The organism is Cupriavidus sp. GW821-FHT02F09 (assembly GCF_059421605.1).
Genome location: NZ_JBWKVH010000010.1, coordinates 41,303 through 65,381, shown reverse-complemented (window position 1 = coordinate 65,381; position 24,079 = coordinate 41,303). Strand labels below are relative to the sequence as shown.

The 24,079-nt window shown below is 67.1% G+C and carries 23 protein-coding genes; 13 read left to right on the top strand and 10 right to left on the bottom strand.

The genetic code is table 11. From position 1 onward, the window contains the following. The first annotated feature begins 257 nt into the window (after positions 1–257). The 11 genes from AC07XB_RS13910 to AC07XB_RS13860 all read left to right on the top strand — a co-directional run bounded on the left by AC07XB_RS13910 (position 258) and on the right by AC07XB_RS13860 (position 10,673). Complete coding sequence (locus AC07XB_RS13910; protein ID WP_492828273.1) at positions 258–923, top strand: CDP-alcohol phosphatidyltransferase family protein; 666 nt, start codon at positions 258–260, stop codon at positions 921–923. A gap of 6 nt (positions 924–929) precedes the next feature. Further along, a complete protein-coding gene (locus tag AC07XB_RS13905) occupies positions 930–2,720 on the top strand; it encodes a bifunctional alpha/beta hydrolase/class I SAM-dependent methyltransferase (RefSeq protein ID WP_492373643.1) in 1,791 nt (596 codons plus the stop codon). Continuing rightward, positions 2,720–4,141, top strand: a complete 1,422-nt coding sequence (locus tag AC07XB_RS13900) for a phosphatase PAP2/dual specificity phosphatase family protein (protein WP_492373686.1) — start codon at positions 2,720–2,722, stop codon at positions 4,139–4,141. Before AC07XB_RS13905 ends, AC07XB_RS13900 begins: the two co-directional genes overlap by 1 nt. Continuing rightward, entirely contained in the window at positions 4,122–4,592 is a 471-nt protein-coding gene (locus AC07XB_RS13895; RefSeq protein ID WP_492373642.1) for a hypothetical protein, read from the top strand. The genes AC07XB_RS13900 and AC07XB_RS13895 overlap by 20 nt, the downstream gene beginning before the upstream one ends. 6 nt (positions 4,593–4,598) lie before the next feature. Further along, positions 4,599–5,225, top strand: coding sequence for a lysophospholipid acyltransferase family protein (locus tag AC07XB_RS13890; RefSeq protein ID WP_416052836.1), 627 nt, complete (start codon positions 4,599–4,601; stop codon positions 5,223–5,225). A gap of 6 nt (positions 5,226–5,231) precedes the next feature. Next, entirely contained in the window at positions 5,232–6,194 is a 963-nt protein-coding gene (locus AC07XB_RS13885) for a phosphatidate cytidylyltransferase (protein WP_492373641.1), read from the top strand. 83 nt (positions 6,195–6,277) lie between these two features. Beyond that, positions 6,278–7,687, top strand: coding sequence for a saccharopine dehydrogenase NADP-binding domain-containing protein (locus tag AC07XB_RS13880; protein WP_492828276.1), 1,410 nt, complete (start codon positions 6,278–6,280; stop codon positions 7,685–7,687). Beyond that, on the top strand, positions 7,684–8,856 hold the full coding sequence (locus tag AC07XB_RS13875) for a glutathionylspermidine synthase family protein (RefSeq protein ID WP_492810601.1): 1,173 nt from the start codon (positions 7,684–7,686) through the stop codon (positions 8,854–8,856). The genes AC07XB_RS13880 and AC07XB_RS13875 overlap by 4 nt, the downstream gene beginning before the upstream one ends. A 26-nt stretch (positions 8,857–8,882) precedes the next feature. Continuing rightward, a complete protein-coding gene (locus AC07XB_RS13870) occupies positions 8,883–9,626 on the top strand; it encodes a hypothetical protein (RefSeq protein ID WP_492828278.1) in 744 nt (247 codons plus the stop codon). Between the two features lie 65 nt (positions 9,627–9,691). Further along, positions 9,692–10,090, top strand: a complete 399-nt coding sequence (locus AC07XB_RS13865) for a DUF350 domain-containing protein (protein ID WP_441637696.1) — start codon at positions 9,692–9,694, stop codon at positions 10,088–10,090. 250 nt (positions 10,091–10,340) lie between these two features. Next, positions 10,341–10,673, top strand: coding sequence for an H-NS family nucleoid-associated regulatory protein (locus AC07XB_RS13860; RefSeq protein WP_492373637.1), 333 nt, complete (start codon positions 10,341–10,343; stop codon positions 10,671–10,673). 19 nt (positions 10,674–10,692) lie between these two features. On the opposite strand, the gene AC07XB_RS13855 is transcribed toward AC07XB_RS13860, so the two are convergent. The 6 genes from AC07XB_RS13855 to AC07XB_RS13830 form a co-directional block, all read right to left on the bottom strand. Next, positions 10,693–11,052 carry a copper-binding protein gene (locus tag AC07XB_RS13855; protein WP_492373636.1) on the bottom strand — a complete coding sequence of 120 codons (360 nt, stop codon included), beginning with the start codon at positions 11,050–11,052 and terminating at the stop codon, positions 10,693–10,695. 65 nt (positions 11,053–11,117) lie between these two features. Further along, positions 11,118–11,627, bottom strand: a complete 510-nt coding sequence (locus tag AC07XB_RS13850; protein ID WP_492828280.1) for a cupredoxin domain-containing protein — start codon at positions 11,625–11,627, stop codon at positions 11,118–11,120. A 29-nt stretch (positions 11,628–11,656) separates the two neighbouring features. Next, positions 11,657–12,958: a multicopper oxidase family protein gene (locus AC07XB_RS13845; RefSeq protein ID WP_183034553.1), complete on the bottom strand. Its 1,302-nt coding sequence runs from the start codon at positions 12,956–12,958 to the stop codon at positions 11,657–11,659. 2 nt (positions 12,959–12,960) lie between these two features. Beyond that, positions 12,961–14,385 carry a TolC family protein gene (locus AC07XB_RS13840; protein WP_492828282.1) on the bottom strand — a complete coding sequence of 475 codons (1,425 nt, stop codon included), beginning with the start codon at positions 14,383–14,385 and terminating at the stop codon, positions 12,961–12,963. A gap of 9 nt (positions 14,386–14,394) precedes the next feature. Continuing rightward, positions 14,395–14,703 (bottom strand): hypothetical protein, encoded by a 309-nt coding sequence (locus AC07XB_RS13835; protein WP_150986579.1) that lies wholly within the window; start codon positions 14,701–14,703, stop codon positions 14,395–14,397. A gap of 87 nt (positions 14,704–14,790) precedes the next feature. Then, entirely contained in the window at positions 14,791–15,327 is a 537-nt protein-coding gene (locus AC07XB_RS13830) for a hypothetical protein (RefSeq protein ID WP_492810591.1), read from the bottom strand. A 156-nt stretch (positions 15,328–15,483) separates the two neighbouring features. Between AC07XB_RS13830 and AC07XB_RS13825 the strand changes: the two genes are divergently transcribed. Further along, positions 15,484–16,158, top strand: a complete 675-nt coding sequence (locus tag AC07XB_RS13825; protein ID WP_492374689.1) for a heavy metal response regulator transcription factor — start codon at positions 15,484–15,486, stop codon at positions 16,156–16,158. 25 nt (positions 16,159–16,183) lie between these two features. After that, on the top strand, positions 16,184–17,629 hold the full coding sequence (locus tag AC07XB_RS13820; RefSeq protein WP_492374690.1) for a heavy metal sensor histidine kinase: 1,446 nt from the start codon (positions 16,184–16,186) through the stop codon (positions 17,627–17,629). Positions 17,630–17,736: 107 nt separating this feature from the next. Here the strand turns inward: AC07XB_RS13820 and AC07XB_RS13815 are convergent, their stop codons facing one another. The 4 genes from AC07XB_RS13815 to czcI form a co-directional block, all read right to left on the bottom strand. Beyond that, positions 17,737–20,943: a CusA/CzcA family heavy metal efflux RND transporter gene (locus AC07XB_RS13815; RefSeq protein WP_492828284.1), complete on the bottom strand. Its 3,207-nt coding sequence runs from the start codon at positions 20,941–20,943 to the stop codon at positions 17,737–17,739. A 14-nt stretch (positions 20,944–20,957) separates the two neighbouring features. Continuing rightward, positions 20,958–22,244 carry an efflux RND transporter periplasmic adaptor subunit gene (locus AC07XB_RS13810; protein WP_492374692.1) on the bottom strand — a complete coding sequence of 429 codons (1,287 nt, stop codon included), beginning with the start codon at positions 22,242–22,244 and terminating at the stop codon, positions 20,958–20,960. Between the two features lie 18 nt (positions 22,245–22,262). After that, entirely contained in the window at positions 22,263–23,531 is a 1,269-nt protein-coding gene (locus tag AC07XB_RS13805) for a TolC family protein (RefSeq protein WP_492828286.1), read from the bottom strand. 74 nt (positions 23,532–23,605) lie between these two features. Further along, positions 23,606–24,037, bottom strand: coding sequence for a cation efflux protein, CzcI family (czcI, locus tag AC07XB_RS13800; protein ID WP_492828288.1), 432 nt, complete (start codon positions 24,035–24,037; stop codon positions 23,606–23,608). Positions 24,038–24,079 lie beyond the last annotated feature (42 nt).

Below are 24,079 nucleotides of genomic sequence, written 5' to 3'. Positions count from 1 at the left end.
GGGTAGCAACTTGGCTCGGCACACCCAAACTGTGTCGAAAATGTGCCAAAAATCTCATAAGTTCTTAGTGATTGGCGAAAACGCGCAATCAAGCTATGCTTGCCCGATTGTCGGGCGTGCAGCACACCATCCGCGCGTCAAAGGCGGCTGCAGGGAGGCTGGGCAACGGGTCCGGCATGGCCAGTGGCCGCGGGCGCGGATACCATGGCCGAAAATGACGACCGAAGATGACATTAGGCCTGAAAAGGTCGTGAAACATGACGCTTTACCAGATCAAACCGAAGTTCCAGGCCCTTCTGCGGCCATTGGTGAAGCGCCTCGCCGCGCGCGGCGTCACCGCCAACCAGGTCACGCTGGCGGCGGCTGGCGGGTCACTGGTGGTGGGGGCGCTGGTGGCCGCGCTGGCCTGGCTGCCGGGCGTCTTCCTGCTGATGCCGCTATGGCTGTTCGTGCGCATGGCGCTCAACGCCATCGACGGCATGCTGGCCCGCGAGCACGGGCAGCAGAGCTTGCTGGGCGCCTATCTCAACGAACTTGGGGACATCGTCTCCGATATTGCGCTGATCCTGCCGTTCGCCCTCGTTGCGCCGTTTGGCGCTGGCGAGATCATGGTGTTCGCGCTGCTGGCCGTCATCGTCGAGTGCGCTGGCCTGATCGGGCCGCTGGCCGGTGCCAGCCGCCGCTACGACGGCCCCCTGGGCAAGAGCGATCGGGCCCTGGTACTTGGCGCGCTGGGCTTATGGGCCGGCCTCGGGCTGAGCCTGGCGCATGCCGCCCACTGGCTGTGGGTGCTGTTGTCGCTGCTGTCGTTGCTGACCATCGCCAACCGGGTGCGCCGCGGCATGGCCGAGGGCGAGCAGGCACGCCAGGCCCGTGCCCAGGCAGCCCCGCACGCCAAATCGTCTTCCCAACCCGTGGAGTGATACTACGTGGATAGTCAAACCGGCCGTACCGCTATTGAGTCACAGTTCGAAACCCACGATGGCCAGTCGCTGTTCTATCGCCACTGGCCTGCGGCGCCTGCCACAGGCCAGGCGCCGCAGGGCGCCGTAGTGCTGTTTCACCGCGGGCACGAGCATTCGGGCCGCATCGCCCACCTGGTGGACGAACTGGGCTTGCCCGGCCACGCCTTCTTCGCCTGGGACGCGCGCGGCCATGGCCGTTCGCCGGGCGAGCGCGGCTATAGCCCCAGCCTGGCCACGTCGGTGCGCGATATCCAGACGTTCATCGACCACATCGCCACCGAGCACGGCATTCCGGTAGAGCGCATTGCCGTGGTCGCGCAGAGCGTTGGCGCTGTCCTGGCGTCAACGTGGGTGCACGACTACGCGCCGCGGATCCGCGCCCTTGTGCTGGCTTCGCCGGCGTTCAAGGTCAAGCTCTACGTGCCGCTGGCGCGGCCGGGCCTCAAGCTCATGCACAAGCTGCGGGGCAAGTTCTTCGTCAACAGCTACGTCAAGGCCAGGTTTCTCACGCACGATCCCGACCGGGTCGCCAGTTACCAGCAAGATCCGCTGATTACGCGCCCGATTGCCGTCAATATCCTGCTGGATCTCTACGAGACGGCTGATCGCATCGTGGCCGATGCGGCCGCCATCACCGTGCCCACGCAGTTGCTGATCTCCGGCGCGGACTGGGTGGTGCATCGCGGCCCGCAGGATGCGTTCTATGAGCGGCTGGGCTCCAGCGTCAAGGAGCGCATCGTGCTGGACGGCTTCTACCACGACACCTTGGGCGAGCGCGACCGCGCGCAGGCCGTGGCGGCGGCGCGGCGCTTTATCGTGCGCGAATTCGAGACGCCATCGGCGCCGGTCTCCTTGCTGAACGCCGATCGCGGCGGCGCCTTCAAGGATGAGTCCGACCGGCTGGCGCAGCCGCTGTCCGCGGCCAGCCCGGCAGGCATTTACTGGGGCCTCACGCGCGCCGGCCTGAAGTTCGGCGGCCTGCTGTCCGACGGGGTGCGGCTCGGGCACAAGACCGGTTTCGATTCTGGCTCCACGCTCGACTACGTCTACTGCAACAAGGCGCAGGGGCGGTTTGGCGTCGGCTCGATGGTCGACCGCAACTACCTGGACGCGATTGGCTGGCGGGGCATCCGCCAGCGCAAGGTGAACATCGAGGAGCTGCTTGGCGTTGCCATCGGCAGCCTGCGCGCCGCCGGCGTGCCGGTGCGCATCGTCGATATCGCCGCGGGCCATGGCCGCTACGTGCTGGAGGCGCTGGCAGCCAAGGGCATCAACGGAGCGGCCGCGCAACAGGTGCAGAGCATCCTGCTGCGCGACTACAGCGATATCAACGTGCAACAGGGCCGCGCGCTGATCCGCAGCAAGGGCCTGTCCGATATTGCCCGCTTCGAGAAGGGCGACGCCTTCGACGGCGACGATCTCGCCGCGCTCGATCCGGCCCCCACGCTGGCCATCGTCTCAGGCCTGTATGAGCTGTTCGGCGACAACGGCATGGTGTCTCGTTCGCTTGGCGGCCTGTCGCGGGCGGTGGCGCCGGGCGGCTACCTGGTCTATACCGGGCAGCCCTGGCATCCGCAGCTCGAGTTCATTGCGCGGGCGCTCACCAGCCATCGCGCAGGCTCGGCCTGGGTGATGCGGCGCCGCTCGCAAGCGGAGATGGATGAACTGGTCCGGCAAGCCGGCTTCGAGAAGATCGCGCAGCGCATCGACCCGTGGGGCATCTTCACAGTCAGCCTGGCGCGCAGGGTCGCGTGATGCTGCGCCAGCAGGCCGAAGACGGGGCCGCGGACATGGCCGCAGGGGAGCCGGGCGCTGCCGAGGCTCGCCCCTGGGGCCTTGCCCTGGTCCTGCTGGCCGGCATGGGCGCCTTGTTTTTCTCGTCCTATGGGCTGGCCAACTGGCTGGCGAGCCAGCGTGCCGACGTCCCGTTCTTCTATTTTGAATGGGAGCGGCATATTCCCTTTGTGCCCTGGAGCATCGTGCCGTACTGGTCGATCGACCTGCTCTACGGCCTGTCCTTTTTCCTCTGGCGCACGCGTGCCGACCTGCTCGTCCATGCCAAGCGCTTGCTGGCGGCGCAACTGATCTCGGTTGCCTGCTTCATTGCCTTTCCGCTGCGATTCGCCTTTGATCGCCCGCAGGCCGACGGCGTGCCCGGCCACCTCTTCACGTTGCTGGGCGGCTTCGACAAGCCGTTCAACCAGGCGCCGTCACTGCACATCAGCCTGCTGGTGATCCTGTGGGTGGCCTATGCCGTGCACGCGCGCGGGGCCTGGCGCTGGCTGCTGCACGGCTGGACCGCGCTGATCGGTGTGTCGGTGCTGACCACGTACCAGCACCATGTCATCGACGTGCCCACCGGCTGGCTGGTGGGCTGGTTCTGCGTTTTCCTGTTTCCCTTCGGGATGGGGCAGGGCAATGCGGTGCCCGCTGCCCGCGTGCGAACGCGGCAACTGGCCGGGCGCTACGCAGTGGGCGCACTGTCCGTCGGGGCGGTAGCGCTGGCGTTGTTGCCCGCCTCGGCCCTGGCCGCCTTGCTGCTGGGCTGGTTGGCCCTGTCGCTGGCTTGCGTCGCGGCGATCTACCGGCAGGGCGTTCCGGCCATGTTCCAGAAGCGGCACGACGGCACCATGCCGATGGCCGCGCGCTGGGTGCTGGCGCCCTACCTGCTGGGCGCGCTGGCCAACTCACGCTGGTGGACGCGCCGCCAGCCCGGCGCCAGCCAGATTGTGCCCGGCCTCTGGGTCGGCCGCTTCCCCGGCGGCGCCGAATTGCGCCGCCTCGGGGCCGATGCCGTGCTCGACCTGACCGCCGAGTTGCCGCGGCTGGCGGATGCCGCCTGGTACCGCTGCGTGCCGGTGCTGGACCTGACGGTGCCCGCGCCGGCGCAACTGGACGAAGCGGTGGCCGTGCTTGAATCATGGCATCGCGATGGCCGCAAGGTGCTTGTATGCTGCGCGCTTGGTTATTCGCGCAGCGCGCTGGTGGCCGCCGCCTGGCTCGCGGGCCACGCCGGCGCGCGCGATGCCGGGCAGGCGCTGGCCCTGCTGCGCAAGGGGCGCCCGGCCGTGGTGCTGGGCCCGGATAGCGTGGCGGCGCTGTCGCAATTCATCCGCCGCCGGCAGGCGGCCGCACAGTCTTCTGGGGGAGCAGGCCATGTCCGTTCCGATGCATGACGACCATCACCTGGATGCTGCCGCCGGGCACTGGATGGCGCAGGCTGCGGTGGGTGGCCTCGATGGCGCCGGCCGCGTGCTCTGGGCCGGGTTGGTGCTGGCACTCATCAATCTGCTGCTGGCCGGTACCTTGTCGCCGGCGGGGCAGGTCTATCTGGTGCTTGGCATCGTGGCGGCGTTGCTCGGCGCTGTCCAGCTGTGGCTGCTGATCCGCGTGGCAATCGACCGCCGCTTGTTTGCGGCGCTTGCCGAAGCCTTGCGTATCGCCGATCCAGTCTCGACGCTGGCCTCGCTGGACCAGGCGCTGGGGCTGCTCGGATGGGCGGGTCCCGAGGCCGGCGGGCGATCCCTGGTGCAGCGCGCTCGCGGCGCTTTGCGCTTTCTCCACTGGGCCGCGGGACTCGCTGCCCTGCAATTGCTGGTGGCCTTGCTGCTACTGCTGCTGAGATAACACACGATGTGGATTTCCAGACTGGTGGCGCGCGCCATCATCCTGTTCGCGCGCTTGCTGACCGGTATGCAGGCGCGTTGGAACGGCTGCATGCCCGCCGCGGCGCAGCGTATCTATTTTGCCAATCACAGCAGCCACGGCGACTTCGTGCTGATCTGGGGCTGCCTGCCGCCGGAGCTGCGCTCGCTCACGCGGCCCGTGGCCGGCGCGGATTACTGGAACAAGTCGGCGTTGCGCCGCTTTATCGGCAAGGATGTATTCAACGCGCTGCTGATCGATCGCACCCGCAGCGAGCCGGGCAGCGATCCCGTGGCCCTGATGCAGCAGGCGGTGCGCAAAGGCGACTCGCTGATCCTGTTTCCCGAGGGCACGCGCAATACCACCGACGAACGGCTCCTGCCCTTCAAGAGCGGCATCTACCACCTGGCGAAGGTTTGCACAGAGATCGAGTTCGTGCCCGTGTGGATCGACAACCTCAACCGCGTGATGCCCAAGGGCGAGATCGTGCCGGTGCCGCTGCTGTGCACCGTGACTTTCGGCAAGCCGCTGACCCTGGGCGCGGAAGAAGCCAAGGATGATTTCCTGGCGCGCTGCCGGGACGGCCTGCTGACGCTGGCGCCCGCGCTGGACTAAGAACCCATGACCTTTCCTCACCTGACCATGATGCATGAGACCTGGCTGCTGTTTGGCGGCGTGCTGGGCGTACTCGTGCTGGCTTCCACGGTGACCGCGCTGCTGCGCTGGCGCGTGGCCGGGGGCGGCCCGCACGCGGTCATCGACAACCTTGCCGCGCGCGTATCGGCATGGTGGTGGATGATCGGCGTGCTAGGGGTAGCGTTCGTGATGGGGCGCACCGCCATCATCGTGTTGTTCTACCTGCTGTCGTTCTTCGCCTTGCGCGAGTTCATCACCATCACCACCACGCGGCGGGGGGACCATCGCGCCATCGTCGCCGCCTTCTTCGTCTTCCTGCCGTTGCAATACGTGCTGGTGTACACCGGCTGGTATGGGTTGTTTTCCATCTTCATCCCGGTCTACGCTTTCCTGATCCTGCCCATACTTTCAGCGCTGTCTGCGGAGACCACGCGCTTTCTCGAGCGTTGCGCGGGGGTGCAGTGGGCGGTGATGATCTGCGTGTTCTGCGTATCGCATGTGCCGGCGTTGCTGACCTTGCCGATTCCGGGCTTCGAGGATCGCAACCTGCTGTTGATCGCATTCCTGGTGATCGTGGTGCAGGGCAGCGACGTGCTGCAGTACGTGTGGGGCAAGCTGCTAGGCAAGACCAAGATCGCGCCGCTGCTGTCGCCGTCCAAGACCGTGGAAGGCTTTGTCGGCGGCGTGGCCAGCGCCACCGCGCTGGGCGCCTCGCTCTGGTGGATCACGCCGTACGGCTCGCCCTGGAAGGCGGGGCTGATCGCGCTGGTGATTGCCTTGATGGGCTTCCTGGGCGGGCTGGTGATGTCGGCCATCAAGCGCGACCGCAACATCAAGGACTGGGGCCAGATGATCCAGGGCCACGGCGGTATGCTGGACAGGCTGGATTCGGTGGTGTTCGCCGCGCCGATCTTCTTTCACATCACGCGGTACTGGTGGGTGCCCTGAGCGGGTCCATCGCCTTCGTCCTCATTTTTCTTTGAATTTTGCCGGCCCAGCCCGCGTGTTGGCCCGGCACGTTGTTTGTCATCATGTCTAGCAAGCGCATCGAGCATATCGTCATTGTCGGTTTTGGCTGCATCGGCCAGGCCATCCTGCCCTTGCTGGCGCAGGCGCACCCGGAAGCGGCGGTTACGGTTGTCGACCGGGCCATGGACGCCCACCGCCTGGCGCTGGCCCGGCAATACCGGGCCACGCCGCTGCATGCCACGGTAGCGCCGGACAACTTTGCGCGGGTGCTGAGTCCGCTGCTGGGGGCGCAAACCTGCCTGCTTAACCTGGCGCCCGCCGTGTGCAGCCGCGACCTGATCGCGCTGGCGCAGGCACACCATGCGCTCTACCTGGATAGCGGCATCGAACCATGGGACTACGAAGACGGCGCTGCCTCATCCCATCTGAGCAACTACGCTCTGCGCAGCGAGATGCTGGCATTTGCCCGCGGCCGCGAGCGGATGTCCACCGCGCTGGTTGCTCATGGCGCCAATCCCGGGCTGGTCTCGCTACTGGTCAAGGCGGCCTTGCTGAAACTCGCGCGGCACGCCGGCGTGCCGGACACCCCACCGCAGGGCCAGGCTGGCTGGGCCCGGCTCGCGCGCCGGCTCGACGTGCGCGTGATCCAGGTGGCGGAGCACGACAGCCAGTGCGCCCCGGGCTATCCGGCGCACGGCGAATTCGCCAATACCTGGTCGGCCGACGGCTTCATCACGGAATGCCTGCAGGACGCCGAACTGGGCTGGGGCAGCCACGAGCCCGCGCTGCCTGCCGGTGGCCGGCGCCATGGCTACGGCAGCGATGCGGCGATCGTGCTGGACCGGCCCGGGCACCGCACCCGTGTGCGCTCCTGGTCCGCGCTGCACGGTCCGTTCGATGCCTACCTGATCACGCACAACGAATCGATCTCGATTGCCGAGTATTTCAGCTGTGCCACGCCCGGCGAGCCGCATTACCGGCCCACGGCCTACTACGCCTACCGTCCCACCCGCGCCACGATGGCATCCATGCAGTGGCTGGGCGAGCGCGACGCCAGCCGCATTACCAGCCACCGCATCCTCAAGGACGAGATCGTCGATGGCGTGGATGAGCTTGGCGTGCTGCTGATGAGCGGGCGCCATGGTGCGGTGTGGCACGGCTCGCAGCTCGACATCCACCGGGCACGCGCGCTGGCGCCGCACAACTCCGCCACCAGCCTGCAGGTGGCCTCCAGCATCGTCGCCGGGATGCGCTGGGCGCAGGCCAATCCGGCGCGCGGTGTGACCGAGTCCGATGCCATGGATCACCACGCGGTGCTGGAGCACGCAGCCGGCTGGTGGGCGCCTCTCGTCACGCGCTTCACCGACTGGACGCCCAGGCCGGGCCGTCGCTCGCTGGCCTTCGACGAATTCCTCATTACCGCATCCGCGCCGGCGCCAACGCCGAGCGCCGCGGAGATCGCCCTGCCATGAAACGCATTGCCCAGACCCCGCGTGCCGACTGGCCGCAGCAGCTTGAGCGCATCGGTTTTCACTTCCACTCGCTCGACGAGCAAAACCTGCCGCGCCAGGTGGATCGCAACACGTTCTTCTACTGGCGCGAAGACGTCGCCTACGAGTTCGAGGCGCATGAGATCGAGGCGCTGTATGCCGCCGCGCTCGATCTGAACCAGCGCTGCCTGGAAGCCGTGCAGCACGTGATTGACCACAACCTGTTTGCGCGGCTCGCCATTGCCCCGGATTTTGCCGAGTTGATCCGCACCTCCTGGGACCGCGACGAGCCGACGCTGTTCGGCCGCTTCGACATGACCATGGATGCGCTTGGCGTACCCAAGATGTACGAGTTCAACGCCGATACGCCCACCTCGCTGATCGAATCGAGCCTGGCGCAATGGTTCTGGAAGGAGGCGGTGCGCCCGGATGCCGACCAGTTCAACGGCCTGCATGAAGCGCTGGTGTCGCGCTGGCAATGGCTGCGCCGCCACTATCGCGACGCCAAGGTCCTGCATTTTGCCTGCATGTTTGACAGCCAGGAGGATGTCTGCAATGTCGAGTACCTGATGGACACGGCGCTGCAGGCAGGGTGGTCGGTCAAGCTCACCGACCTGGAGCAGGTTGGCTCCGATGGGCGCGGCGGCTTCTACGACGGCGACGACCAGCCGATGGAGCTGGTCTTCAAGCTCTACCCGTGGGAATGGATGGCCACTTCCGACTATCGCACGGAGCTGGCGGGCAGTGCGGTGCGATGGGTGGAGCCACCCTGGAAGGCCGTGCTCTCCAACAAGGCCATCCTGCCGATCCTGTGGGACCTGTTCCCCGGCCATCCGAATCTGCTCGAGGCCTCGTTTCGCGAAGCCACCTTTGCCGGGCGTTCTTACGCCAGGAAGCCGTTCCTGTCGCGCGAGGGCGAGAGCGTGGCGCTGGTGACCCCGCAGGGGCGTTTCGAGAATCCCGGCGAGTACGGCGAGGAAGGCTTCATCTACCAGGCTTACGCGAGCGCGCAGCGCTTTGACGATCGCTACACCACGCTCGGCGTATGGCTGGTCGACGACGTGCCCAGTGGCCTGTGCGTGCGCGAGGAACTGGGACCGATCGCCAAGAACACCAGCTTCTTCGTCCCGCATTATTTTCAGCACGGCTAATCCGAAGAAAGGAGAAACGCAGCGCAATGGCCAAGAAGAAAGGCAAGAAGGGCGGCCAGCCGTCAAAGTACGGCAGCTCCTACCAGCCGCGGGCAAGCGGCTCCAGCCAGTCCGCATGGTCAGGCCAGCCCGCGCTCCGACGCAAGTCCCGCTCGCCGGCGCTGTGGCTGATCGGCGCTTGCGCGCTGGCGGCCGGCGTGGCGGTGATTGGCTCATGCAGCGACGATGGCGATGACGAAGCCGTAACCGTGCGGCGCGCAAGCTATGCCTCGCAAGCCGATTGCGTGGCCGACTGGAATGCGCCCGAGGATTGCGAGGGCGTGCCGCTCGACAACATCTACGCCTCCAGCCTGGCGGATACGGGTGGTAGCGACGGCAGCAGCGCCGGCACGAGCAGCGGTGGCCATGGCGGCGGCTACTACGGCGGATATCACGGCGGCATGGCCCGCTGGTACGGCCCGTACTACACCGAGTCCGGCACCGTCTACCACCCAGACGGCACGCAGACCCGGCGCGACATGTCGAGCGGCAACTCGCGGCCCATGGGTGTCTATGACAGCAACGGCAACCTGACCCGCGTGAGCCAGGCGCCGGGCACGCCGCATGCGACGATGGTCGAGGAGGCCACGCTGAGCCGCGGCAGTCTCGGGCGTGGCGCGAGCGGCGGCATGTCGATGCGCGCGGCCGCTGTCAGCCGGGCGCCTGCCGTGTCCTCGCGCGGCGGCTTTACCAGCCGCTTTGGCGGGTCTGGGCGCTCCGGCGGCGGCTAAGGCCGCATCGCACCCTTTCAGATTCGCTCCAAATCCGGTCCAACCCAACCCAACCAGGAATCCACATGACATTGCCCCTACAACCGGTCTACGCCTACCTGATCTATATTCTCTCGAGCTTCGCCATGCTGGGGCTGTTTCTGCTCGTATACACGCGGATCACGCCGCACCGCGAGTTCGAACTGATACGCCAGGGCAATGTGGCGGCGGCCTTGTCGCTGGGCGGCGCGGTGCTAGGGTTTTCGCTGACGCTCTCGGCCAGCATCCAGCACAATGCCGCCTTCTCGATGTTCGTGCTGTGGGGCTTTGGCGCCTTCGTGGTGCAGGTGCTGGCCTATGTGCTGGTGGCGCGGGCGCTGCGCGGCGTCAGCGAGGAAATCACCGCGGATAATCGCGGCATGGGTGCGCTGATGGGGGTGGTATCGCTGGCGGCCGGCATTGTCAATGCCGCCTGCCTGGCCTAGTGTCGCCGCTGCTTTGGCATGCGGGCGGGCGCCGAGAGACGGAGTGTGCACCTTGCGGTGCGTTGGCGGGATCGGAGGGAGTGCCAGGGGCCGCGCGGCAACTGGCATTAACGCTTAGGAAATGTCTGCGCCAGCAAAGACGCAAGACCCTGTAAAATCTTGCCTCACAGGCGGCTTGACCCGCTGGATTGCCCCCCCTTCCTCCGCTTTGCCGGCCATCTGTCCGGCGGCAAAGTCAATTACGAAAGTCATGTCAGAGTCTGATGAAGCCAAACTAGCCGCGGCGACGTGGGTCCGTGAGCAGATGGATCGCCACGGCCTCACGCTCGACGATTTACTCGAAGCGGGCTGTTTCGCTGTCCCCCCGGCTCCGCCGGCACCGGCTCAGGCAGTGCCAAGGGCCACGCTGGCCGTTGCGCCCCCGGCTGCTGCGCCGGCGGCAGCCCCCGACCCGGAAAAGCCAGCCCGGGCGCTTTACCGCAACGCCATGGGCCAGAGTTGGGACGGTACCGGCGAGCGTCCGGAGTGGCTACAGCGGGCAGTCAACGCGGGGCAGACGGTCGATTTCTTCCGGGTCGGATAAACGTCGGAAAAACATCCTCTTACTTCCCTGGCGGCTGCACCACCAGCGCGGTTACCGTCAGCGCGCCGTTGGCCCGGATCACGCTGAACCTCACCTGGTCGCCTTCCTTGACCTGACCCAGCAGGGCCGGGTCTTGCACGCGGAAGATCATCGTCATGGCGCCCATATCCAGGTTGGTGATGGGGCCATGCTTGATGGTCAGCTTGCCAGCCGCGGCATCTACCTTGCGGATTTCCCCATCGGTCATTGGCACAGCCTCGGCTTGCGCCGCGCTGGCCGGGGCGAGAGCATTGCCGGCATTGGTGGCGGCCTGGGCCGGCAAGGTGGCGAAGGCTGCCAGTAGCGGCAGCAGCGCGAGCAGGTTCTTGCTGGGGTTCATTTGCATTCCTTCCTGGTTGGCTGGTATTGCATACAGGGCGCGGTGTCGCCGCGCCGCGAAATCGCTTAGCGCACGCTGACCTTGCCGCGCATGCCGGCGTCATAGTGGCCGGGCTGCAGGCAGGCAAAGTCCACCCGGCCACTGCGCGTAAAGCGCCACACCATGTCGCCGCGCTGGCTGGCTTCGAGCGTGACGGCGTTCGGGTCGGCGTGTTCCATCTCGGGCATCTTCAGCATCTCGGCGTAGTGCGCCTTCAGGTCGGCTTCGGTGCCGAGCACCATCTCATGCCGTAGCTTGCCTTCGTTGCGCACCACGAAGCGGACGGTCTCGCCAGCTTTGACCTGGATATTGGCCGGGCTGAAGCGCATGTTGTCGGTCATGCTGACCTGGATAGTGCGGCTCACGCTGGCCGCGTCGCCAGGCTCGCCAATAGCGCTGGCGGCGCTGGCGGCCTCGCCGGCATGATGGCCGCCGTGGTTGCCGGCGGCGATGGCGCCGGCGCACGGGAGGGCGAGGGCAACGGCACTGGCCACCGCCATCCAGGCGGTAGCGGCGCGGGATTTCCTGTTTCGCATGTTGTCTTTCCTTTTTCTGGCTGGCGTGGTCATTGGCTGGCGCCTGGCGTGCCGGCGTATTCGAAGGCAACCGTGCCTTTGGGATGGCGATACCAGCCGGGGTCGCGGTAGTCGTTGCGGCCAAGTCCGGCGCGCACCTTGAGCACCGTGAACATGCCGCCCATTTCGATCGGCCCGAATGGTCCCTGTCCTGTCATCATCGGCAAGGTGTTGTCCGGCAACGGCATCTCCATGCCGCCCATGTCCGCCATGCCTGCCTCGCCCATCGCCATGTACTCCGGTACCAGCGCGTTCATCCGCTTGGCCAGGTCCTTTTGCTTGACGCCGATCATGGTCGGCAGCTGATGGCCCATCGCGTTCATGGTGTGGTGGGACTTGTGGCAGTGGAAGGCCCAGTCGCCGGGGTTGTCGGCGATGAATTCGATGGCGCGCATCTGTCCCACCGCCACGTCGGTGGTCACCTCCGGCCAGCGCGCGGACGGGGGCACCCAGCCACCGTCCGTGCCGCTCACCTCGAAGCGGTGCCCGTGCAGGTGGATCGGGTGGTTGGTCATGGTCAGGTTGCCAAAGCGTATCCGCACGCGATCGCCCAGGCGTACCGGCAGGCTGTCGATGCCCGGGAACACGCGGCTGTTCCAAGTCCACATATTGAAATCCGTCATCTCGGCCACGCGCGGCGTGTAGGAGCCGGGGTCGATGTCGTAGGCCGAGATCAGGAACACAAAATCGCGATCGACCCGCATCTGCGCCGGGTCTTTCGGATGCACCACAAGGAAACCCATCATGCCCATTGCCATCTGCACCATCTCGTCGGAATGCGGGTGGTACATGAAGGTGCCGGCGTGCTTCATCTCGAACTCGTAGACAAAGGTCTTGCCGGGCGGGATATGCGGCTGTGAGAGGCCGCCGACACCGTCCATGCCCGCCGGCAGGATGATGCCGTGCCAGTGCACGGTGGTGTGTTCCGGCAGCTTGTTGGTGACGAAAATCCGCACCTTGTCGCCTTCCACGCACTCGATGGTGGGGCCGGGGCTCTGGCCGTTGTAGCCCCACAGGTGCGCCTTCATGCCGGGCGCGAACTCGCGCTCGACGGGCTCCGCCACCAGGTGGAACTCCTTCCAGCCTTGGCGCATGCGCCAGGGCAGGGTCCAGCCGTTGAGGGTCACTACCGGGTTGTACGGGCGGCCAGTGGCAGGCGCCAGCGGCGGCTGGGTGGCGGGGCTGGCTTGCAGCGCGGCCTCGGGCAGCACCGCGGCGCCGGCGCGCGTCACCAGCGCCGCGCCGAGCATGGTGGCGCCGGAGCCATGCAGGAATTGTCTTCGGGTAACCATGGTCATTGTCCTTTGGGCGTGGCGGGCGAGGCCGGGGTGGGGGATGCAGGCGCAGGCAATGCGCTGCCGTCCGGCAGCCGTCCGCCGAGCGCGCCTTGCAGCTCGGTTTCGGCCACCCAGTATTCGCGCAGCGCATCGAGATAGCCGTTGACGGCGCCGACCTGCTCGCGCGCGTCGGCCAGCAGCTCGAACACGCTGACCAGCATGCCGTTGTAGCGCAGCATGCCTTCGTCGGAGATGCGCTTGCGCAGCGGCACTACCTCGTCGCGGTAATGCCGGGCGATGTCGTAGCGCGCCTGATAGCTGGCGTAGGTCTCGCGCACTTCCGAGCGGGCATTGATGGCACGCTCGGCGAGCCGGCTGGCGGCCTGCATGTAGACCGCTTCGGCACGCGCCACGCGGGCGCCGCCCCAGTCAAACAGCGGGATCTCGATATCGATGCCGTAGCCGGTCTCGCGCGGCTTGCCGGTTTCCGAGTTGTGCAGGTAGCTCACGTCCAGCACGCTGATAAAGCGCGTAGCGCGGGTCAGTCCAAGCGAGCGCGCCAGGCTATCCAGTTGCAGCTTGCCGGCTTGCAGGTCGAGGCGGCTGGCAATGGCATAGCCCTCCAGGTCCGCCACGGCGGGACGCCCCTTCGGCAAGTCCGGCAGGCGTTCGGGGAGCCGGTATTGCGCGCCGGTGCCCCACAGGCCAAGCCGGCGCGTGAGCTGCTCGCGCGCGGCCAGTGCCTGCTGCCGGGTGCGGGCCAGCTGGGTCGCGGCCTCGGCGTAAAAGGCCTGCTCACGCGCGTGATCGAGCGCGCTGACGTTGCCTGCACGCGCCAGGTCGCGGGCGAACAGCGCGCCTGTTTCGGCGGCGTTCTTGACCTGCTCCGCATAGCGCGCCGATTGCTCCGCGGCCACCGCGTTGACGAAGGCCTTGCGCGTTTCCAGCGCCTGGCGCAGCAAAGTGTCGGCCACGGCGAGCCGGGTTTGGGTAAAGCGGTCCTGCTCGATGCGGGCCGCCAGCGGAAGCACCAGCAGGTTCATCAGGCCGACAGAGATGGCGCGGTCGATCTTGAGGTCGTCGCCCTGGCGCGTGCGGCTGAAGGAGAATCCCGGATTGGGCAGGCGCGTTGCCTGGACATACTCGGCCTCGGAAATGCCCAGGTCCGCAAAGGCCGCCTGCAGGCCGGCATTGTTGAGCAGCGCGATCTGCACGGCGCTGTCGGCGTCGAGCGGCTGCGCCAGCAAGGCCTGGGTGCGCTCGTAGACGGCGGCGCGGTCCTGGTCGGAGCGGACCCAGATGGCCTCCTTGCCGAGGCGCTCGCGCGCGGCGGTGGCCGCGGTGCCGAAGCCACCATCGGCGGAAAATCCGGCGCAGCCGGCCAGCAGCAGGGCGCAGGCCGCCGCGGCCAGTCCCGGCCGGATTGGCAATGGGAAAGACATGTGGCCTCCTTAGTGGTGGTGGCCGTGGCCGGCGGCAGCGGGCTTGGCCGCTGGTGTCGACGCGGGCATGGACATGGGCGCATTGGCGCCCGTTGCGTCCTTGCCCGCCATCGGCGTGACCTGCGCGTTGGACTCGCGCCATGGGGCGATGGCTTGCGCCTGGAATGGCACGTAGCCCGCCAGCACGTTCGGTGCCGGCAGCGGCGGCACGGATGCGCGCGGATCGAGTGGATCGGCGGCGGGTGCGCTGGACTGGGCCGACGACAAGGTCGGCCCGAGCACCAGGCAAGCCGCCGCAAGAATGCGGACGAAATGCATGACAACCTCAGTGTTCGTGGGATGCGCGAATGACGGCGCGGGGTAAGACGAACGGGGGGCGAGCGTGCGCTGGACGCACCTCGGGTGTCAGCAGCGTGCGGCGGGCGGGCGGTCGGAGGGGGCGGGGAGGAAGCCGGCGTAGGCGGCCAGGGCGGCTACCGGTGCGGCGTGGCCATGGCTGGCCAGGGCGAGCTCAGGCAGGATGGTGGGCATGATGGCCCCGAGCGCGCAGGCCGAGCAGGCGCTGCAGGCGCCACTGGCGCCATGGCTGGCGTGGTGATCCTGATGGTCTTGATGGGCTGGCTGGCCAGTCATGCCGGTCATGCCAGATTCACTGACCATCTCGTCCCGCTGCTGGGCCGGGTCCGCCGCGTCATGGCAATGCGCGCCGGCATGGCTGCCAAGGGCGGTTTCCGCCTGCGACTTCATGGCCGCATGGCGTAACATCATCGATTCCACGGCCGGCGAATCGGCCGGCAGTACGACGGATGGCACCTGCGCCGAAGGCCACGATTGCACAGATTGCGCCGCGCTGCAGACCATCATGACTGCCGCCGCGACACCCTGTGCGGGCAGCGCGATCATGGCAAGGCATAACAGGAAGTAGCTAAGGACGCGTTTCATCGGGGCAGGGGAATGAGCAGCCGATATTGTACCTGCATCGAAAGGTGCGGTAGCGTGACGCCAACATGACAATGCTGACATCTTCGGCTGCGGCGGTGCTTCCTCGTATAGCGTGTCGGTCTAGCGGGGCCGGCTGATGGCCCGGAGTGAATAACTATGCGCATATTGATTGTCGAAGACGAGCCCAAGGCAGGTGACTACCTGCGCAAGGGCCTGAGCGAATCCGGTTTCGTGGTGGACCTGGCGCGCGATGGCGTGGACGGCCTGGCCCACGCACGCGGGCAGGAGTACGACCTCATCGTGCTGGATGTGATGCTGCCGGGCATGGATGGCTGGCAGGTGCTCCAGGAACTGCGGCGCGAGCGCGATACGCCGGTCCTGTTCCTCACCGCGCGCGACGAGCTTTCCGACCGGCTCAAGGGCCTGGAGCTGGGCGCGGACGACTACATGGTCAAGCCCTTCGCCTTCGCCGAGCTGGTTATGCGCATCCGCACCATCCTGCGGCGCGGCCCGCTGCGTGAAAGCGAGCTGATCGAAGTAGCGGACCTGCAGATCGATACCGTCAAGCGCCGCGTCACGCGCGACGGCCAGAAGCTGGAACTGACCTCCAAGGAGTTCGCGCTGCTGCAACTGCTGGCGCGCCGCAGCGGCGAAGTGCTGTCGCGTTCGCTGATTGCCTCCCACGTCTGGGACATGAATTTCGACAGCAACACCAATGTGGTCGATGTCTCCATCCGCCGGCTGCGTGCCAAGGTCGATGACCCATTTCCCGCCAAGCTGATCCACACGCGCCGGGGCATGGGCTACGTGCTGGAAGAGGAAGCCCGGTGAGCCGGTCCATGTCAGGGGCCGCCGCTTGATCCGCGCCGTACTCCGCCTGCCGGCATCGCTCACGGCACGGCTGGCGCTGGCCTACGGCGCTGCCACTGTGGCCATCCTGGTGGCCGTTGGCACCTACCTGGCGAGCGCGCTTGCCGCCCAGTTGCAGGATCGCGACGAGAGCGAACTGGTCAGCGAAGTGCTGCTGGTGCGCCATCTGCTGCGCGAGGTGGGCTCGGAGGCGGAGATTCGCGCCGACACGCATCGCTTCGCCGATCTCGCGCTGGGCCATGAAGGATTGATCCTGCTGGTGCGCGGCAGCGGCGGCGAGCCGCTGGTCACCCTGAACCCACGCCATGAGCCGGTGCCGGCATTGCCGGTGCTGCCGGCGGCCACACCGCCCGACAAATCCCAGCTGCATACTTGGTATCCCCGCAATGGCGTCGCCTCGCGCGGCATCTCCGCGCTCGGGCAGTTGGGGGATTCCGAGCGCGCGGTCGAGATCGTGGTGCTGCGTGATGCCGGGTATCGCGTGGCGCTGATGAAGGCCTACCAGACGCAGATGCTGTGGGCAACGCTATGCGGCGCGGCGGTCGCGGCGGGGCTGGGATACCTGCTGGCCAGGCGCGGCCTGCGCCCGCTCAGGCGCATGGCGCAGGACGCTTCCGCCGTCACCATGAGCCGGCTCGCCACGCGGCTCGATGCCGGCCAGGCGCCCACCGAGGTGCGCGCGCTTGTCGCCGCGCTGAACGATATGCTGGCACGGCTGGAAGATGGCTTCCATCGGCTCTCCGAATTCTCTGCCGACCTGGCGCACGATTTTCGTACGCCCATCAGCAACCTGATCGGCCAGACCCAGGTCACGCTGGGCCATAGCCGCCCGGTGCAGGAGTACGAGAACCTGCTGGAATCCAACCTGGAAGAATACGAGCGGCTGGCCCGCATGATCGAGAACATGCTGTTCCTTGCGCGCGCGGATCATGCCCAGGTGGCCATGAAGGTGCGAGAGCTGGACGCGCGCGCGGAGCTGGACAAGGTTGCCGAGTACTACGAAGCCGTGGCGGCGGACCGCGACATCAAGGTGCAACTTGCAGGCCAGGGCGCCGTGCGCGCTGACCAGACGCTGCTGCGCCGCGCGGTGACCAACCTCGTCGACAACGCCTTGCGGCACGCGCCCGCGGGCAGCGCCGTGGACATCCGGGTCGTGGCGGACACCGCCGCTACCCGGATCCAGGTGAGCAACGGGGGCACCGGCATTGCCGCCGAGGCGCTGCCGCATGTGTTCGGGCGTTTTTACCGAGGCGATCCCGCGCGCAGCAATTCGGCGGGTTCGACCGGGCTTGGGCTGGCCATCGTGGATACGATCATGCGGCTGCATGGGGGCAGCGTGAGCATGCGCAGCCGGCCCGGCGAGACGGTGGCGGAGCTGAAGTTTCCGATGCAACATGCCCGGTCCGCGGCAGACCCGGCGGGTAGAGGTTAAGAGCCCGCTTGCTGCCACGCATTGCCACACATGTGAACGCGTCACCATGCCATGGCGCAGCGGTGCTTGATGGCAGGAGCGGCGTGCCACTCCTGCTGCCGCCAGGATTAGCCGTTGGGCAATGCCGGTGGCGCCGGCAAGCTGCCAGCCAGGCGTTCGCTGCCTGCGTCATCTTCCACGCCAGCCTCATCCTTGTCGCGCCGATGCGCCAGCCGGTACAGCACCGGCAGCACCAGCAGGGTCAGCGCGGTGGAAGACAGGATGCCACCTATCACCACCGTGGCGAGCGGACGCTGTACCTCGGCCCCGGTCCCGGTGGCAATCGCCATCGGGATAAAGCCCAGCGATGCCACCAGCGCGGTCATCAGCACGGGACGCAGCCGGGTCAGCGCGCCGGTATGGATGGCATCATCGAGCGGCTTGCCTTCTTCGCGCAGGCTGCGGATGAAGGACAGCATCACCAGTCCGTTGAGCACCGCCACGCCGGACAATGCGATAAAGCCCACCGCCGCCGAGATCGACAGCGGAATGCCCCGCAGCCACAGCGCCAGGATGCCGCCAGTGAGCGCAAAGGGGATGCCGGTGAAGACCAGCAGGCCATCGCGCACATTGCCGAACATGGCAAACAGCAGCACGAACACCATCAGCAGCGCCACGGGCACCACGATCTGCAGCCGCGTGGCGGCCGATTGCAACTGCTCGAAGGTGCCACCCCAGGTGACCCAATAGCCCGCCGGGACCTTGACCTGACGATCCAGCGACGCCATCGCCTCGGGCACGAAGGTACCCACGTCGCGCCCGCGCACGTTGGCGCTGACCACGATGCGGCGCTTGCCGTTCTCGCGCGAGACCTGGTTGGGCCCCGGGGCCAGCGTTAGTGTGGCCACTTCGCCCAGCGGGATATAGCTGGCGGCTGCCGTATTTCCCTTCGGCAAGGGAATCGGCAGCCGGCGCAGCGCCTCCACATCGCCACGGATGCCTTCCGGCAGGCGTACGCCGATATTGAAGCGGCGGTCGCCCTGGAAGAAGATGCCGGCGTCCTTGCCGCCCACGGCAATGGCCACGGTGTCCTGCACGTCGATCATGTTGAGGCCGTAGCGGGCCGCGCGGGCGCGGTCCACGTCCACCGTCAGCATTGGCAGGCCGCTGGTCTGCTCGACCTTGACCTCGGTTGCGCCGGGCACGGCCCGCAGCACGGTGGCGACCTTTTGCGCGGTGTCCTCCAGCACGGCGTTGTCGTCACCGAAGATCTTCACGGCCACGTCGCTGCGCACCCCGGAGATCAGCTCGTTGAAGCGCAGCTGGATCGGCTGCGAGAACTCGTACTTGTTGCCGGGGATGGTTGCCAGTTCGGCCTCCATTTCCGCCAGCAGCTGCTCGCGCGTCTTGGACGGATCGGGCCACTTCGCCCGAGGCCTGAGCATGATGTAGCCATCCGAGGCGTTGGGCGGCATCGGGTCCGAGGCGATCTCGGCAGTGCCGGTGCGAGCGAAGACGCGCTCGATTTCGGGGAATTTCTCTTTGAGGCGCGTCTCGATCTGCTGCTGCATGGCGAGCGACTGGGTGAGGCTGGTGCCGGGAATGCGCAGCGCCTGCACGGCGAAATCCCCTTCGTTCAGATTGGGGATGAACTCGCTGCCCAGCCGCGTCGCCACCAGGCCGCTCAACAGCACCGCCACCGCGGCAAGGGTCAGCACCACCGGTGTGTTGGCGATGGTCTTGCCGAGCATGGGCGCGTAGGCGCGCTTGGCCCACAGCATCAGGCGGTTTTCCTTCTCGGCCACCTTGTCGCCGATAAACAGCGCCACGGCCGCCGGCACGAAGGTGACCGACAGGATCATCGCGCCGATCAGCGCCAGCACCACGGTCATCGCCATGGGGTGGAACATCTTGCCTTCCACGCCGGTCAGCGCAAAGATCGGGATGTACACGATCATGATGATGAGCTGGCCGAAGATCAGCGGGCGGCGTGCTTCCCGCGAGGCCGCAAAGACCTCGTGGAAGCGCTCGCTGCGGGTGAGCGGGCGGCCGTGCTGTTGCTGGGCATGGGCGAGGCGCCGCACGCAGTTCTCCACGATCACCACGGCGCCGTCGATGATGATGCCGAAGTCCAGCGCGCCCAGGCTCATCAGGTTGGCGCTGATCTTGTAGGTCACCATGCCGGTGAAGGTAAACAGCATGGACAGCGGGATGACCAGCGCGGTGATGATGGCGGCGCGCAGGTTGCCGAGGAACAGGAAGAGGATCACGATCACCAGGATCGCGCCCTCGACCAGGTTCTTCTTGACGGTGGCGATGGCGCGGTCCACCAGCACGGTGCGGTCGTACACGGTGACGGCCTTGACGCCGGCGGGCAGCGAGCGGTTGATGGCGGCCATGCGCTGGTCCACCGCTTGCGACACGGCACGGCTGTTCTCGCCGATCAGCATGAAGACGGTGCCCAGCACCACTTCGCGCCCGTTGTCGGTGGCCGCGCCGGTGCGCAGTTCGCGGCCGATGCCCACGTCCGCCAGGTCGCGGATGCGGATGGGCTGGCCCTGCGCGCTGCCCACGATGATCTCGCGGATATCGTCGACGGACCTGACCTGCCCCGGCGCGCGCACCAGGTATTGCTCGCCGCGCCGCTCGATATAGCCGGCGCCCACGTTGGCGTTGTTCTTCTCCAGCGCCACCACCACGTCCTGCAGGCTCAGGCCGTAGGAGGCCATCCGTTCCGGGCTGGGCGCCACCAGGTACTCCTTGGCGAAGCCGCCGATGGAGTTGATCTCGGTGACGCCGGGCACCGTGCGCAGCTGCGGCTTGATGACCCAGTCCTGGATCTCGCGCAGGTCGGTAGGCGTGTAGGGCGTGCCATCGGCCTTCCTGGCGCCGTCCTCGACTTCCACCGTCCACAGGTAGATCTCGCCGAGCCCGGTGGAGATCGGGCCCATCTGTGGCGCAACGCCTGTGGGCAGGTTCTGCGCGGCTTCCTGGATACGCTGGTTGACCAGCTGGCGCGCGAAGTAGATATCGGTGCCGTCCTTGAAGATCACTGTCACCTGCGACAAGCCATAGCGCGACAGCGAGCGGGTTTGCTCCAGGCCCGGCAGGCCGGACATCGCGGTCTCGATCGGGTAGGTAACGCGCTGCTCGGTTTCCAGCGGCGAATAGCCTGGCGCGGAGGTGTTGACCTGTACCTGCACGTTGGTGATGTCGGGCACGGCGTCGATGGGCAGCCGGCTGTAGTTGTAGATGCCGAGCGCCGCCATGGCGACCACCGCCAGCAGCACCAGCCACCGCTGCTCGATGGCAAAGCGGATCAGTCTTTCAAACATGAGGGATTCTCCGCTTAGTGGCTATGTTCGGCGCCGGCCTTGCCAAGCTCGGCCTTGATCACGAAGCTGTTGCCTGCCACGTATTGCGTGCCGGCTTTCAGGCCTTCGGTGATCTCCACCAGCTTGCCGTCGCTGCGGCCGGTCTTGACCGGCTGCGCCTGGAAGCCGCCTGGAACGACAGCGAATACCACCTGCTGATCGCCGTTGCTTTGCAGGGCTTCGGCCTCGATCGCCACCGGCACCTCGGCGCTGGAGTCGGTCACGCCCACGGTGACGAACAGGCCGGGACGCCAGGCCGTCTTGGGGTTGGGCAGCGTGACGCGGGCGGTGGCGGTGCGCGTTTGCTGGCCCAGCAGCGAGCCGACATACGAGACCGTGCCTTCTGCCTTGCCGTCGAAGGCGGTGGAGGCGATCTTCACCTTCTCGCCAACCCGCACGCGATCCAGGTCTTTGGGCGCGATCACGAACTCGGCCCATACCGTGCTGAGGTCGGAGATGACGAACACGTTGGCGTCGGCCGCCACAGCTTCGCCCAGCGCCAGGTGCTTTTCGACCACGGTGCCGTCGAAGGGCGCGCGCAGCTCGAAACGGTTGAGCGACCTGGCGCTGCCTGCGTTGCCGCTGGCACCGATGGCGGTTAGCTTTTGCATGGCGTTTTGCGTGGCGATGCGGGCTTCCTGCAGCGCGGTGCGCGCGGCCAGGTAGTCCTGCTCGGCGGAGATCTTGTCCTCCCACAGCTTCTTCTCGCGCTGGAAGGTGGATTCGGCCAGCTCCAGGCGTTTTTGCGCGGCCAGCAGTTCGCTGCGCTGGTCGGACAGCGCGGTGCTAGCCAGCACCGCCAGCAAATCGCCTTTCTTCACCTGTTGCCCCAGGTTGGCGGACACGCCTTCCACCACGCCGGCTACGCGCGGCACCACGTGGGCCGTGCGGTCCTCGTTGAAGCGGATCTCGCCGGGGAAGGATGCCGTGCCCTCGATGTGCGCTGGTCCTGCCGTGCGCAGCGTGAGCCCGGCCGCCTGGACCTGCGCCGGGGTCATCTCGATGTGGCCTTCTTTTTCTTGCGTGTCGTGGTGCTCCCCGTCGGTGTGCCGGGCGGCGTCGCCGTGCGCCGCGCTGGCCGGCCCGCCGTGATGCTCGCCGTCGCCGTGGGCCGCGTCTTCGCTATGCGCGCCTGCTGCGTGGGCAGCTTCGGTCGTGGCGTCGGCGCTGCCGCGCCCAGTGAAGATCAATCCCGCGGCTGCGATGGCGCCGCCCGCCAGGATGATGGCGATGCTCGTTTTTTGCTTGTTGCTGATTGCCATGATGGAATTCCTTTGGTGCTAGCGGCCAAGAATGCGGTCGATGGTGGTGGCTGCCTGATAGGCATTGGCGACCACGCCGAGATAGCGGATGCGCGCCTGGAACCAGGTGCGCTGCGCATCGAGCACGTCGAGGAAGTTGAATTTGCCGGCTTCGAAGCCGCGCGTGGCGGCCTCATAGGCCTGCTGGGCGGCCGGTAGCACGGTGCCCTTTAGCGAGTCGGCCGAGCTCCGCGATACGCTCAGTTGGCGCGTGGCCTGCTGCAGCGCATTGGCGAGCCGCACCTGCGTGGCGCGGTACTCGTCGGCCGCTTTGTCGGCCTGGCGCAGCGCGGCGTAGAGATTGCCCTGGTTGCGGTCGAACAGCGGCAGCGGCAGCGACACGCCCAGCACGGGCATGGTGCCGCGGTCTGAGCCGTTGTCGCGCTTGCTGCCCAGGCTGACGGTCAGGTCGGGGTACTGGCGGCTGCGCTCCACGCCGATGATGGCCTGCCTGCGTTCCAGTTCCAGCCGCTGGCTTGCCAGTTCCGGCGCGCTGTCCAGCGCTTGGGCGAGGCTGGCGCCGTCGGGCCGCGCGGGCAGGGTGTCCAGGTTGCCGGCGGCTTCCTGGAAGCGGGCTTCGCTGCTGCCCCAAAGGCCGGCCAGGGACTGGCGTGCCATCGCGAGTGCCGCCTCGGCGTCGGCGACCTCGAGTTCCGCATTGGCCTGCTCCACGCGCGCCTTGCTCTCTTCTAGTGGCGCGATCTTGCCGGCGGCTACGCGGCGGATTGCCGCCTGTGCGCCCTTGGCGGCGATCTCGGCCGAGCCACGCGCCAGCTTGACGCGCTCCTGCGCGATGACCACCGCGAAGAAGCCGCCAACCACGGCCGCGCGCAGGTCGGTGCGCGTTGCGCCCAGTTGCGATTGGGCCAGCTCGCGCGCCTTCTGCGCGGCGCCGATGCGCGCGGCGCGCTTGCCGCCGAGCTCGATCGGCAGGTTGACTTGGGCCGTGGTGGTGCGGGTGTCGCGGCGGTTGTCCTCGAGGAGCACCGCGACTTCCGGGTTGGGGATGGTGCGGGCCTGCATGATGCCGCCGTCGGCGGCATCGAGCTCATGGCTGGCGGCCGAGAGCGTGAAGTTGCGCCCGGCCGCGAGGGCGAGCGCATCGTCCAGCGTGAGCGTGCCGACGGGCTCGGGGATCTGTTGCGCCGCTTGCGCGGCGGGCAATGGGGTCGTCGCCGCGTTCTGGGCGAACGCGGCAGGGCTGAGCAAAGCTGCCGCCAGCCCGAGCGGCATCACAAGTGTTCTCATCGAATTTCACCGGGAAGAAGCCAGGGAAGTTCGGCGAGACGAGAGTCTGGAGGTAAAGGGAGTCGTCTCGCCGTTTAGGCGGCGAGCGGCCACTGCGGGCGGTCGGGGGTGGCGCCGGGCGCAGACAGGTAGGACGCGGCTAGCGCCCGGTAGCTGATGGCTACGCCGTGGTGCGAGGCGCTCGTGGCCATGTCCGGCAAGACCAGCTGGGCGCTGGCAAAGTGGCACACGGCGCAGTCCAGGTCGGGCAGCTTGATGTTGTCCTTGCCGCTCTTGCTGTCGCTGCTGTCGTTGCTGCCGTGCTGGCTGAGCTTGCCCTGATGGGCGTGGCTATGGTGGCCAAAATGCCAGTTGGCGCTGGCCGTGGCGGTGTCGTTGCCCTGTTGCGTGCTTTCGTGATTGCAATACGCCGCAGCCCCGGCCCAGGCGAACTGGAGGGGCAGCATGATGGCGAAAAGCAGGATCAGGAAACGGCGCATGCGGCGGATTATATAGGCAGCAAGCATGACCCTTGCGCGACTATGGCTTAAACCGTGGCGCAAAGGTGA